Below are 12,361 nucleotides of genomic sequence, written 5' to 3'. Positions count from 1 at the left end.
TAAGCATTTTTTGTAACACAACTGTACGAGTTAATTTGACTCATATTTTACCTTAAAAGGCATCGATAGGCATTGAATGAGTGAAATCAAATTTGGTTGTACCAACCATAGAGAAATTCTGAAACAGCATTATTTAATTTTTCTTCTTGCAGTTACTTATGAATATGCAAGCATGACCTTAGGACAAAGATATATAAAGGTTTTATTGGAAACAAGAACGATGCTCTTCCGCTTAAGACAAAATATAATAATTTTTTGTTAGGACTGCTCCGGAATTTATAACCTCAATGAACATTATGTCATAGGATAGACTGTACCCTCAGGTGCATTTTAAATTCCCAGAATGGAGATCTTATTATGAATATATACCATCGCGGAGATGGTGGGATAAACGGTTCAAATTGTCGTCCACCACAATCCCCCTGCCCCTGCTCTTACCCAATACTCATTCCAGGACCAACCGGTTCTACTGGACCAACTGGTTCTACTGGGGCTACTGGACAACTTTCTCCGGGTGCCTTTTTGTTTGACGTCGTCGGTACCACAGGAACTGCACAACTTGGATATGGCGAAGGCTTGTATTTTAATTCTAACACACTTGATATTATCGTCACGCAGGGTTCTGCAATTGTAAGCATTGAAGCTCCAAACATTAGCGGTGCAACCGGTCCTACTGGCTCTACCGGAGCAGATGGAGCTACTGGTCCTACTGGAGTTACCGGCCCTGCCGGAGCAGACGGTGCAACTGGACCACAAGGCACTACAGGCCCTACTGGAGCAGATGGAGCTACCGGTCCTACAGGGCCTACCGGAGCAGACGGTGCTACCGGTCCTACTGGAGCAGACGGAGCTACAGGTCCTACTGGAGCAGACGGTGCTACAGGTCCTACCGGAGTTACCGGCCCTGCCGGAACGGACGGCTCAACTGGACCACAAGGTGCTACAGGTCCTGCCGGAACGGACGGTTCAACTGGACCACAAGGTGCTACAGGTCCTGCCGGAACGGACGGTTCAACTGGACCACAAGGTGCTACAGGTCCTGCCGGAACAGACGGCTCAACTGGACCACAAGGTGCTACAGGTCCTGCTAATGGAGTTAATGGATTTGCCACAATGTATAATGAAATCAACAATACCCTAGACTTAAGCGACGGATTACCTGTTCAGATTCCTTTTAGCGCCACTGGTCCTTCCAATAATGTCACTTTTACACCTGCAAATAGCATGACGGTGGCAGAAGCGGGAACGTATCAAATTAATTATTTTGCCAGTGGAACAATTTCTGCCAGCGGTTCATTAGCTTATGCTGTACGTCTTAACAGTGGCACTGGAATTATTAGTACTATGATGAATATTGAGGTTAGTGCGAATCAGCAAAGCAACTATATAGGAAGCAGCATCGCCACTCTTGCAGCAGGAGACGTGCTAGATATGACAGTTTTTTCCACATCTACAACTTCTTATTCGCTGATTGCCGGAACCAGTGCTAGTCTCTCGGTTATTAAGTTAGATTAGTTTAATATTGAATACCGGAAATTGTAGCAATCGAAAATTTCTATTAAGAACAGTAAAGAGTAGCGCACGAAAATAAAAACTATTTTTCGTGCACTCTCTGCTATTTAGTTGAATCATATCGGCTCTTTTATAAAAAATTAAGATTTGACTCATTAGAATTAAAAAATCGACAGGATCAATTTTAAATACAGAAGTATTACTAATATTAAGAACTATAAAAAAGTGCATTCCGCAAGAAATATTTATCCCTCAAAACTGCTAAAACTATGAAAATACTAGCACATAAAACTATATCCTTATGACGTACGAATACCGTAATAGGTAAGATAAAGTATAAAGATTCCATAATATTTATACTGCACATCAAAACTAAATACCACTAAAAAGGAGCAATGATTTAATCTCTGCTTCTTTTCTTTTGAGAACCGATTCACTTCGGTTCTCTTTTTTTATGCCTATGATCAATCAAGGAGGAAAAAAGAAATGACCTATCACAATACTTCTACCGCTGTGCTGCAGTGTTCTCCAAGAGCAGCCACCTTGCTAAAATTCCTGATGGAAAAAGCAAACAACCTTACGCACTCCAGCTTCTGGAGAATCCCCAAAATTATAGCTCAATGTGGCTTTAGCCGATCGACTTATCATCGAGCCATTAGAGAACTGGTCAAGGCCGGTTTTGTCACCGTCAAAGAACGTGCTGAACGCTGCGGCCGACAAATGAGTAATGAGTACATCATCCATCTTCCTAAAGAAACTACTCCTTTAGATAAAACACATCACCAAGGGACAGCTACGCCTAAAATTAAGGTTTCAGGTCATGTCAAGCTTAGCGGTATGGCTTACAAGATTTATCTCTATTTACAGGCAAAGTGTGGCCATAAAGGTTATTGTGTGAGTCGTAGGGAGATTGCCGCTGCTTGTAATATTAGCCTATCAACTGTCAGCCGTTACATACGCAAACTTCAATCAATGGGATACATCGCCTGTAGACCTGATTTTAAGGAGAATAACGGTCAAGGCTATCATTTCCTATCCGTTAAACTGCCGGCTAAAATCAAGTTGCTGCACATGGCTGCTTTCATTCAAGTTTTTTCTTATTTCTTTGACACCCTCCCCCTTATCACAGCTGACACACCTAGAACTATCTCCAAGTTTAAACTTATTAACAGTAAGGTAAAAAGAAAGTTTAGCTATCTAGTAACTAAGAATGTCTCTGCCTATAAACACAAAATAATTTTGCTTCGACGTAAGATTCATCACAGAATTTGCCGTTATCTGAATTGATTCGCTCTGCCGATTCGCTTCTTTCTCTTACTCTTAGAATTCAACGCTAAGCTTATTGCTACTGCCTTAAGCTTACTTTACTCTTGTTGCATTATGTCGCTTTTTGTTGAAATAGAAATTATTAATTGATAAACTAGAGTTATGTAAAATATATTCACTCGTAAGGAGTTGCACACTATGATTATCCTACAGAATTATAGAGTCATTTCCTGTACTGACGGATTTCTGCGTATACAAAGCAAAGAGCATTCTTCCTGCTCCAGCTGCGGTGGGAAACTACGTGTTCGTGATAGCAGACACAGGCGAGTAATTAACGCTGCAGGAGAAGTCACCTTCTACCGCCTTAGAAGATTTAAGTGCCAAAGTTGTGCCAGAATTCACACAGAGCTGCCGGATTGCATTGTGCCTTACAAGCATTATGCCGCTGATGTAATTGAATCTGAGCTAATCCATTAATGTGAGGATTGTCCTGCTGATAATACCACCACCTGGCGATGGAAAACCTTTTTTGCTTGGATCCTAACCTTGACAGAGAGATACAGCCTTTTCAGCCCCGATTCTCACTGGATTTCCCATGTTCTCCAGATTGTAGAGAAAATAATTCACTTTACACACCCACTTTGCCTTTCCTTTCCAAATATTCAGTGTTATAATTCCGCTTAGAAAATAAATAACAAAGGAATGGTGAAATTGAAGATGAATCAAACCGCAGTCAGCCTAGAGAAAAAAGAAAAAATTGCGTTACCAGAAATTTTTGTAATTAACACAAAAAAAGAATATACTATTGGCGAATGGATGCCAATTTGGTTTCAAATTTACTCTCATGTCGATTTAAAAGATAGCACTATATTAATCTATAAAGATGCCTATAGACGACTTTTAGTGGAATACCCAGAAGTTAATAATATCCTTTTATCGGACTTTTCCCCTATTACATTTCAGATGATTCTCAATTCTTTGGGAGAGAAATATGCCAAATCCACGGTGCGACATATCAAATTATTATTCAATAAATGCTATCGCTGCGCTATAGAAAATAAACTATGCCAAGAAAATCCAATAAAATCTTCTATTGTACCAAAAAACGCATCAGAGAAAATTATTGAAGGTCTTTCAAGCCAAGAACAGAAAAAATTAGAAGATATTCTTCTTGAATTACCTGCTATCGACGATTTTATTCTTAGATTTTTACTTTATACAGGACTGAGGCGAAGTGAATTTTTAACGCTGACTTGGAGTGATTGGGACAATAAAAATGGTGTTTTAAATATTAGGGAAAGCAAAACAAAAAATGGAATTCGTGAAGTTCCTCTTATTCCGGAAACAAGTGCTATCCTCACTTTTCTTAAATTTCAAAGGGAGCAGGCAAAAACACATTCGAGTTATATTTTCACAAAAGATGATGAGCCAATCAGTAAATATCATTTGCGTCATATTTGCTCTAAAGCCTCCAAAATGGCAGGTATTCGCCATGTATCTCCACATATGCTCAGGCACACCTGTGCTACTCGTCTAATTGAAAGTGGTGCTGATGCTAAAACAGTTTCCGACATTCTTGGTCATAAAAGTGTATCTTTTACCTTAAAAACCTATGTAAATATTGATAGAGAACATAAGATAAATCAAATGCAATTACTATCAAAAGGTAAATTTTAAATGAAAGATTAGCCTATTCATATTTTTTCGACTTGCTTTAACCATAAAAGCCAAACAAAAAAAAGACCCAAACTTGGGTCTTTTTGATTCTTTACTTGACAAACTATAGACAAGGTGTTATATTTTCTATATTATAACTTTCGAGGTAATAATAAATAGAAACCTCAACAGCCGATATAAGTCTAGGAAACTCATATCGGCTTGCGCCCTTACAACAGATGTCGAACCATCTATCATAAAGACTTGTTGAAGCGTTCTTGGTGTGGATTATATCACACTTTGAATAAATACTCAAGGACTTTTAGATGGAAACATCTAGGAGTCCTTACTTCTTTGTTTTCAACGCTCTTACGAAGCGTTTGAAATAAATCCGATAATTGGAAGCGACAACTTTCAATTATCGTGCAGTCAAGAGGTCTGACAATTGGTCAAGCTTCTTTTCTGCTGGTGTTCCTTGAAAACTAAATCCCCTGGTGAGTATGATACCTAACAATCGGCTTTGCGATGACAGAGATTCTCGAGCAAACCAAAAAGATTGTTGGGAAATACGCAGAGAATCGAAATGACTGTAGGAACGGTGCCACGAAAGGGAACTAGCATAACTTAAAACTTCGAGGAGCTGAGTTTATCTTGGCTCCTTATTAATTTTAAAGTTGCGGAGGGGAAACAGAATCAACTGCTTCCCCTCCAGAACTCTAAACATTTGGAGGCGCCACCCAGATTTGAACTGGGGATCAGGGTTTTGCAGACCCATGCCTTACCACTTGGCTATAGCGCCATTTTGAAGAAAAGACGACTTCAAAATATTTCTTCTCGAAGACGTCTTTTTACTTCTGGAGCGGGCGACGAGGCTCGAACTCGCTACCTCCACCTTGGCAAGGTGGCGCTCTACCAGATGAGCTACGCCCGCTTAATTGGTGCCTCCGGTCGGAATCGAACCAACGACACAAGGATTTTCAGTCCTTTGCTCTACCGACTGAGCTACAGAGGCAAATTTGGCGACCCGGAACGGGATCGAACCGTCGACCTCTAGCGTGACAGGCTAGCGTTCTAACCAGCTGAACTACCGGGCCAAATTTGTTTTTTATTTCTATTCTTTTTTTATTCCACTTTCAAGAAAGAAATTGGTGGGGACAATAGGACTCGAACCTATGACCCCCTGCTTGTAAGGCAGGTGCTCTAACCAGCTGAGCTATGCCCCCGTAAGTTTCTGTCCATCAGCGACGTTTAATATCATACCTGATTTGCTATAAAATGTCAAGCTTTTTTCAAAAGTTTTTTATTTTTTCTTTAAAACTCTTTCTTCTGCCTCTAAAGCCAGTGCTTCTAGCTCCTCTTTTGTGAAGTGGTACTTCTTATTGCAGTACTCACAAATGGCTTCTGCTCTACCGTCAGCCACTAAAGGCAGGTCACGAATGTCATCACTGCCAATTGTCAAAAGCATTTCAGAGAATTTCTCCTTACTGCAGTTACAAACATAATTCACAGCAAATTCATCTAACTTTTCAACTTCAAAACCCTCTAATGCTGCTTTGCACATTGCAAAGGCATCAAAACCTTTAGCAAGCATTGTAGTCACAGGCTCAAGCTTCGCTATATTTTCTTCAAGCTTTTGAATTTCGCTGTCATACGCCCCTGGAAGCACTTGTATAAGCAGTCCTCCGGCTAAGATAACCTTATCATCTTCCTTGTCGGTTAATACTCCTACAGCGCACACAGAGGGCACTTGCTCGCTATATGCATAATAAGCTGTGATATCTTCACCAATTTCGCCGCTAACCAGCTCCACTTGCCCTACATAAGGCTCTCCTGAACCCTGATCACGCAAAACAGCTAAACGTCCATTTTTACCAACAGCAGCGCCGACATCTATCTTACCGTCAGATTCTCGAATCGGAAAATCCACCTCTGGGTGATCAACAAAACCGCGCACATTACCGTGTGAATCTGCTTTAACCAGCATTGTACCAATTGGGCCGCCCCCATCTATTTTAACCGTGAGAGACGCTTTATCGTTTTTCAACAATGTTCCCATCATAGAAGATGCGCTTAATAATCTGCCAAAAGCAGCCGCTGTTGTTTTATTAAGGTTATGCAAATTCTGCGCTGTATATACTAAATCACTTGCATCAATTCCAATTGCCATAAAGGCACCATCAGAAGTAATGCAACGAATTACCTTATCCATTTCTTATTCCTCCGTTTTTTGACACACAAAAACAAGCCTTTGGCTATTATCTCTTGGTTCTTCAAAAGATAACTCATCATAGACTGCTATGTTTTTAAATCCTGCCTCTTGCAGCATATCTTTTATCTCTTGCACTTCGTAGGTCTGCTCAAAAAAGTGTTCGCTGCTACGTATATAGCTTGTCCCCTGCTTTTCAAAAAAATCCAGACTTATCTCAACTGAATCATCTTGTTTTAAGAAATTTTGCCAAACACAATACACAGACGGTACATCATATACAAACGTATTGTTTGCCAAGATATTCCTATGCTTGTACGGTGTGTTTACATCAAAAACAAAACATCCGTCCTTATTTAAAAACAAATGAACCCTAGAAAACGTCTTTTTTACCTGCTCGCTATTTTTAAGATGATTAATACTATCAAGCGCACAAATTACCGTATCCACTGTGCCATACAAATCCAAGTTCTGCATAGGTTGCTGCAAAAATAAAATGTCTTTACCCACATCATACGCTTTGTCTTTTGCTTGCATCAACATTTCTGGCGAGATATCGACACCAAATACATCTACATTCAGTACTGCAAGCGCAAGGGTCAAACTACCTGTTCCACATGCCAAATCAAGCGTCAACCCAGGTTCATGCCCCACTTTTTCTAAAAGATTTAGAAAGTAGCGAGCACGCGCAGGGTAGTCCACATTTTGGGTCAAATCATCATAGTAAAATGCAAATTGAGAATAACTCATGACTGGTCATCTTCTTTGCTTTTTAAGCGGTCAATGACAAGGCTATAGCCTTCACTGCCATAATTTAAGGAACGATTCACACGGCTGATGGTTGCCGTAGAAGCCCCTGTTTTACTTACAATTTCACTGTAAACGCTCTTTTCGTTCAACATTTTAGCTACTGCTAAACGTTGAGAAATCGCTTTTAGTTCAGGAATAGTACAAATATCATCAAAAAAGCGATAACATTCCTCTACATCTTTTAATGACAGAACGGCCTCAAATAGCAAAGCAATATTCTCATCATCATGTTTCAAATTCATATTCATTCTCCTTAGCGAGTATTATAAATCTCTTGCCATGATGTCTTCATACGTTTCTCTGCGCACTGCGAGCCTTGATTCTCCATTGGTGACTACCACAACAGCCGGACGAGGATTACGATTGTAGTTGGATGCCATCGCAAAATTATAAGCACCCGTTGATAATGAAGCTAAAATCTCTCCATTGTGCGGTTTTTGAATCTTAGTATGTTCCTGAAGCAAATCCGTTTCACAACACTTTCCAGCAATAGAAGCTATATAGTCAGCCGATTCGCCTGCACGATTTGCTACAACAAAAGTGTATTCAGCTTTATAGAGTGAATATCTTGGGTTTTCGAACATACCGCCATCGATAGCAACATAATTACGAACCTCAGGAATTTCCTTCACATCGCCAACGGTGTAAAGCGTTATACCAGCTTCGCCCACAACAGAACGCCCCGGTTCAATCATGATTTTAGGAATCACTAGACTATGTTGTTCACATTTGGCATGAACCGCCTTAGAGACAGCTTTCATATAATCTTCGTATGGAATGGTATTATCGTCTTGCGTATATTTTATGCCAAATCCGCCGCCCAAATTCAATGTTTTTAACGTGACATCTAATTTTTGATAGATATCCGCATAAAAATCCAACATGACTTTTGCAGCCAATACAAACGGCTCAATTTCATGAATCTGTGAGCCAATGTGGCAATGCAACCCTGTTAAAGTTACATGAGAAAGATTGGTGATTTTTTCGACCATACTGAAAGCATCACCATTTTCAAGTGCTACTCCAAATTTAGAATCAATCTGACCGGTACGAATTAAGTCGTGCGTATGGGCATCAATTCCTGGCTTTACACGAATGGAAACCGAGGTAACAACATCTCTATCCTTAGAAATCTCCTGGACTCTGGCAAGCTCAGAAAGATTATCAATCACGATATCGGCCACTTTGTTGTCAATTGCCATTTCAATCTCTTGATAAGATTTATTATTTCCCTGAAAATGAATGTGTGCTGGTGAAACACCTGCCTGTAGCGCCGTGTAAAGCTCTCCACCAGACACAACTTCTACATCTAAACCTTCATCAACAACGATTTTATAAATCTCTTTACAACTGAACGCCTTACTGGCGTAAATGGGAAGTCCATTACCTTGGTAATTCACTTTAAAAGAGTCTACGTATCTGCGGCAGACCTCCCGAACTTTATCTTCGCTCATGACGTAAAGCGGTGTGCCATATTCCTTAGCAAGCTCAACTGTATCACAACCGCTGATATATAAATGGCCGTTCTCCCCTACTGATAAAGAATCAATAAACATCCTGTTTCCCCCTTCATTTCTTACATTGTATCACGCATGAATTGCTTTTTCAATCACTTCTCTTAACTCTTCTACCCCAATGGCTTTGGTGGCAGAAAATGGATAAAAAGAAATTTCATGTTCAGTAAAAAGCTCTTCAAACATTTTCTTCTGCGCCTCTGTTTGTGATTTATTCAACTTATCTGCCTTTGTGCAAGCCACAATAAAGGGCAAATCAGTTTGAATCAAAAAGTTAATCATATCAATATCATCTGCTGTTGGCTTATGCCGCATATCAAGCAATTGAATCACCAGATGAATATTACGCTTTTGGGCAAAATAACCTTCTACCAGTTTGGCCCATTTTTGTTTTTCTGACTGTGATACTTTGGCATAACCATAACCCGGCAAGTCAATCAAACGACAATCTTGTAACAGGTATGAGTTAATGGTCGCTGTCTTGCCTGGTGTTGTACTTACTCTTGCCAAAGCTTTGCGGTTGATTAGTTTATTAATCAACGAAGATTTACCCACATTGGATTTACCTGAAAAAACAATTTCCGGCATATCTGATGTTGGCAGCTGTGCGGTCATACCTGCTGCAAATTCAAACGATACTTCTTGAAAATTCATTTTTCTCTCATTCCTCCCTTAAATCAAAACTACTTGACTGCGTTATAAAATTGTATGAGTTTCGACTTTATGAAAGGTTACGTGTCATAAACCAAGAGGTCACTAAAAATGTAATTTATAGAAAAATCTCACTGAAAACCAAGTGTTACAGTAAGCTGAACTTAAATGTGCTCCACTTTACACTCTTGGTTCTCAGCGAATTCTTCTTTATTCTCATTTTCAGTTTTACCCTAAAAGTGCAAAACTATTATAAACTCATTTCTTACTGCAGCATTTCTGAGGGTTTCTCTGTTCTCAACCTAGACTTGTCTATTGGCTTATCAAGGAGAACTTTCCCTTTCTTTTCTTTCTTGAAAGCAGATTTTTCTAAAGCTAGCTCCAATACCGTGTCAATCATTTTAACCGGTACAAACTCAACATTTTCTTTAACTACTGCATCTATCTCCGCTAAATCAGGTTGGTTGTCCCAGGGAATAATAACCGTTTTAATGCCGTTTTTATAAGCTGCCATCGATTTTTCTTTCAATCCGCCAATCGGCAGTACTCGACCTTGTAAAGTAATTTCCCCTGTCATCGCCATTGTATGTTTAACCGGAATATTCAATAGTGCTGAGGTAATAGATGTTGCCATCGCAATACCGGCAGATGGGCCATCCTTTGGCACAGCCCCTTCCGGTGCGTGCAAGTGAATGTCATATTTCTCATGGAAGTCGGCTTGAATCCCCAATTTATCAGCTCTTGTACGAATACATGTAATAGCAGCACTGGCAGATTCTTTCATGACATTTCCAAGTGAGCCTGTCAATTGAATCTTACCTTTACCCTTCATAACAGCCACTTCAATCGGCAACATTTCTCCGCCAACACTCGTCCATGCAAGACCATTCACTAGTCCTACTGTATTTGTATCAAACGAATTATCTTTGCAAAATCTTTTAGGACCCAGCAATTCTTCCAAATTGTCAGAGGTGACTGTAAAGCTCTTGACATGCGTGTCCATAACGATTTTTTTAGCAACTTTGCGACAAATGGACGCAATATTTCTTTCTAGGCTACGAACACCGGCTTCTCTGGTATACCCATCTATCAAATCATAAACAGCTTGTTTTTGAAACTTAAGCTGAGTTGCTTTCAACCCATGATTTTTCAGCTGCTTTCTGATAAGATGTTTGGTTGCAATATTGAATTTCTCATCTAACGTATAGCTTGTAAGTGGAATAACATCCATTCTGTCATAGAGCGGTCCGGGAATCGACGAAGCGTCATTCGCTGTCGTAATAAACAACACATTCTGCAAATTAAACGGAATCTCCATATAGCGATCTGTAAACTCCCGATTCTGCTCTGGATCAAGCACTTCTAAAAGAGCAGAAGCAGGGTCACCTCTAAAATGCGTCCCCAATTTATCAATTTCATCTAATAAAATCAGAGGATTATTTGTTTTTGCTTGCTTCAAAGCATTGATGATACGTCCCGGCATAGAACCAACATAGGTCTTGCGGTGTCCCATAATCTCTGCCTCGTCGCTTACACCACCAAGCGAAACACGAACATATTGACGTCCCAGCGCCTGTGCTACTGATTTGGCAATGGAAGTTTTTCCCACACCCGGAGGGCCAACCAGACAAATGATTTGTGCGTTTTGTTCTGGTGCCAGTTTGCGAACCGCCAAAATTTCCAAAAAGCGCTCTTTGACTTTTGTCATTCCATAGTGGTCACGATCTAATATTTTCTGCGCTCTTGGCAAATCAATTTTCTCTTTTGATGACTTATTCCAAGGCAGCGCCAGACAAGTATCCAAATAGACACGAATTACACTGGCTTCTTGTGAGGCATAGGACATTCTCTCCAGTTTTTCGCATTCTTTAATAAGCTTTTCTTGATGTACTGGTTCTAATCCTAGTGCTTCAATCTGCTTTTTCAGCAGTTCTGCCTCTTGCAAAGGATTATCATCCTCACCTAGTTCATATTGAATGGCACGCATCTGTTCTTTTAAATAGTAATCACGTTGATTTTCATCGATTTGGGTCTGTGTTCTTTTGTGGATATCACTTTCGATTTTTAAAATTTCAATTTCAGCAGATAGTAATTTAATCAACTTTTCCAATCGCTTGACAGGATGCACTTCATCTAAAATAAATTGTTTCTTATCAAAAGAAACGCCTATATTCATTGTAATATAATCAGCAAGTTTACCGCAATCTGTTTCTTGCACAACACCTAGAAAAACATCTGGTGACAGGCGCTTGAACAGACGTACATATTCTTCGAATTTCTCATAGATAATTCGATTCATCGCTTCTGTTTTTCGGCTTTTACGATAAGCCGCCGTGGGAATTTCAAGCACATTTGCATGGATAAAAGGCTCTTCTGTCAAAATAGAAATCATCTCTGCCCTAGCAATGCCTTCTACATGAAGCTTGATACCTTCGGGCTGATTCCTGACTACTTGATGAATTTTAGCAATAACACCCATGCTATAGATATCTTTTGACTGCGGTTCATCGTCTGAAAGGTCTGTCTGTGCTGCCAAAAAAATCAAACGCTCTCCGTCTGCTGCTGCATTCACGGCCTCAATTGATTTGGTTCTGGCTACATCAAACTGCAACATCATTCCGGGAAAAAAGACAAGACCTCTCATAGCCAGAACCGGCATGGCTTGTTCAATATTTTGTAGTTTTATGTCGTCTTTTAACATTATGTACTCCTAAAATCAGAGCAAGACTGTGTTAGATGAACCAAC

At 39.9% G+C, this 12,361-nt stretch carries 10 protein-coding genes and 5 tRNA genes; 4 read left to right on the top strand and 11 right to left on the bottom strand.

The annotated features are described in order from the left end of the window. Positions 1–357: 357 nt before the first annotated feature. From CS931_RS13025 to CS931_RS01285, 4 genes are all read left to right on the top strand, one after another. On the top strand, positions 358–1,515 hold the full coding sequence (locus tag CS931_RS13025) for a BclA C-terminal domain-containing protein (RefSeq protein WP_099203952.1): 1,158 nt from the start codon (positions 358–360) through the stop codon (positions 1,513–1,515). A 483-nt stretch (positions 1,516–1,998) separates the two neighbouring features. Further along, positions 1,999–2,799, top strand: a complete 801-nt coding sequence (locus CS931_RS01290) for a helix-turn-helix domain-containing protein (protein WP_099203950.1) — start codon at positions 1,999–2,001, stop codon at positions 2,797–2,799. A 177-nt stretch (positions 2,800–2,976) separates the two neighbouring features. Continuing rightward, complete coding sequence (locus tag CS931_RS12550; protein ID WP_143826216.1) at positions 2,977–3,255, top strand: DUF6431 domain-containing protein; 279 nt, start codon at positions 2,977–2,979, stop codon at positions 3,253–3,255. A gap of 240 nt (positions 3,256–3,495) precedes the next feature. Next, complete coding sequence (locus CS931_RS01285; protein WP_159459711.1) at positions 3,496–4,455, top strand: tyrosine-type recombinase/integrase; 960 nt, start codon at positions 3,496–3,498, stop codon at positions 4,453–4,455. Between the two features lie 704 nt (positions 4,456–5,159). Here the strand turns inward: CS931_RS01285 and CS931_RS01280 are convergent. The 11 genes from CS931_RS01280 to lon form a co-directional block, all read right to left on the bottom strand. Then, positions 5,160–5,233, bottom strand: a tRNA-Cys gene (locus CS931_RS01280). 56 nt (positions 5,234–5,289) lie between these two features. Then, positions 5,290–5,365, bottom strand: a tRNA-Gly gene (locus CS931_RS01275). A gap of 5 nt (positions 5,366–5,370) precedes the next feature. Then, a tRNA-Phe gene (locus tag CS931_RS01270) sits at positions 5,371–5,446 on the bottom strand. A gap of 5 nt (positions 5,447–5,451) precedes the next feature. Beyond that, a tRNA-Asp gene (locus CS931_RS01265) sits at positions 5,452–5,528 on the bottom strand. Positions 5,529–5,580: 52 nt separating this feature from the next. Then, positions 5,581–5,657: transfer RNA gene (locus CS931_RS01260), tRNA-Val, on the bottom strand. Positions 5,658–5,734: 77 nt separating this feature from the next. Beyond that, positions 5,735–6,643 (bottom strand): Hsp33 family molecular chaperone HslO, encoded by a 909-nt coding sequence (gene hslO, locus CS931_RS01255; RefSeq protein ID WP_099203948.1) that lies wholly within the window; start codon positions 6,641–6,643, stop codon positions 5,735–5,737. 3 nt (positions 6,644–6,646) lie between these two features. Beyond that, positions 6,647–7,390 carry a class I SAM-dependent DNA methyltransferase gene (locus tag CS931_RS01250; protein ID WP_099203947.1) on the bottom strand — a complete coding sequence of 248 codons (744 nt, stop codon included), beginning with the start codon at positions 7,388–7,390 and terminating at the stop codon, positions 6,647–6,649. Next, entirely contained in the window at positions 7,387–7,692 is a 306-nt protein-coding gene (locus CS931_RS01245) for a YerC/YecD family TrpR-related protein (RefSeq protein ID WP_099203946.1), read from the bottom strand. The genes CS931_RS01250 and CS931_RS01245 overlap by 4 nt, the downstream gene beginning before the upstream one ends. Before the next feature lie 21 nt (positions 7,693–7,713). Continuing rightward, positions 7,714–9,006, bottom strand: coding sequence for a diaminopimelate decarboxylase (gene lysA / locus CS931_RS01240; protein WP_099203945.1), 1,293 nt, complete (start codon positions 9,004–9,006; stop codon positions 7,714–7,716). A 30-nt stretch (positions 9,007–9,036) separates the two neighbouring features. Then, positions 9,037–9,618: a ribosome biogenesis GTP-binding protein YihA/YsxC gene (gene yihA, locus CS931_RS01235; RefSeq protein ID WP_099203944.1), complete on the bottom strand. Its 582-nt coding sequence runs from the start codon at positions 9,616–9,618 to the stop codon at positions 9,037–9,039. Positions 9,619–9,880: 262 nt separating this feature from the next. Then, entirely contained in the window at positions 9,881–12,316 is a 2,436-nt protein-coding gene (lon, locus tag CS931_RS01230; RefSeq protein WP_099203943.1) for an endopeptidase La, read from the bottom strand. Positions 12,317–12,361: the final 45 nt, after the last annotated feature.

Source organism: Scatolibacter rhodanostii (genome assembly GCF_900197595.1).
Lineage (GTDB): Bacteria > Bacillota > Clostridia > Oscillospirales > Acutalibacteraceae > Scatolibacter > Scatolibacter rhodanostii.
This window is presented reverse-complemented; position numbering and strand designations above follow the sequence as displayed.

Coding starts and splice junctions, on each gene's coding strand:
- CS931_RS01285 (WP_159459711.1), top strand. CDS start 3,496: ATGAATCAAACCGCAGTCAGCCTAGAGAAAAAAGAAAAAATTGCGTTA.
- yihA (WP_099203944.1), bottom strand. CDS start 9,618: ATGAATTTTCAAGAAGTATCGTTTGAATTTGCAGCAGGTATGACCGCA.
- CS931_RS01290 (WP_099203950.1), top strand. CDS start 1,999: ATGACCTATCACAATACTTCTACCGCTGTGCTGCAGTGTTCTCCAAGA.
- lysA (WP_099203945.1), bottom strand. CDS start 9,006: ATGTTTATTGATTCTTTATCAGTAGGGGAGAACGGCCATTTATATATC.
- CS931_RS12550 (WP_143826216.1), top strand. CDS start 2,977: ATGATTATCCTACAGAATTATAGAGTCATTTCCTGTACTGACGGATTT.
- CS931_RS13025 (WP_099203952.1), top strand. CDS start 358: ATGAATATATACCATCGCGGAGATGGTGGGATAAACGGTTCAAATTGT.
- CS931_RS01245 (WP_099203946.1), bottom strand. CDS start 7,692: ATGAATTTGAAACATGATGATGAGAATATTGCTTTGCTATTTGAGGCC.
- CS931_RS01250 (WP_099203947.1), bottom strand. CDS start 7,390: ATGAGTTATTCTCAATTTGCATTTTACTATGATGATTTGACCCAAAAT.
- lon (WP_099203943.1), bottom strand. CDS start 12,316: ATGTTAAAAGACGACATAAAACTACAAAATATTGAACAAGCCATGCCG.
- hslO (WP_099203948.1), bottom strand. CDS start 6,643: ATGGATAAGGTAATTCGTTGCATTACTTCTGATGGTGCCTTTATGGCA.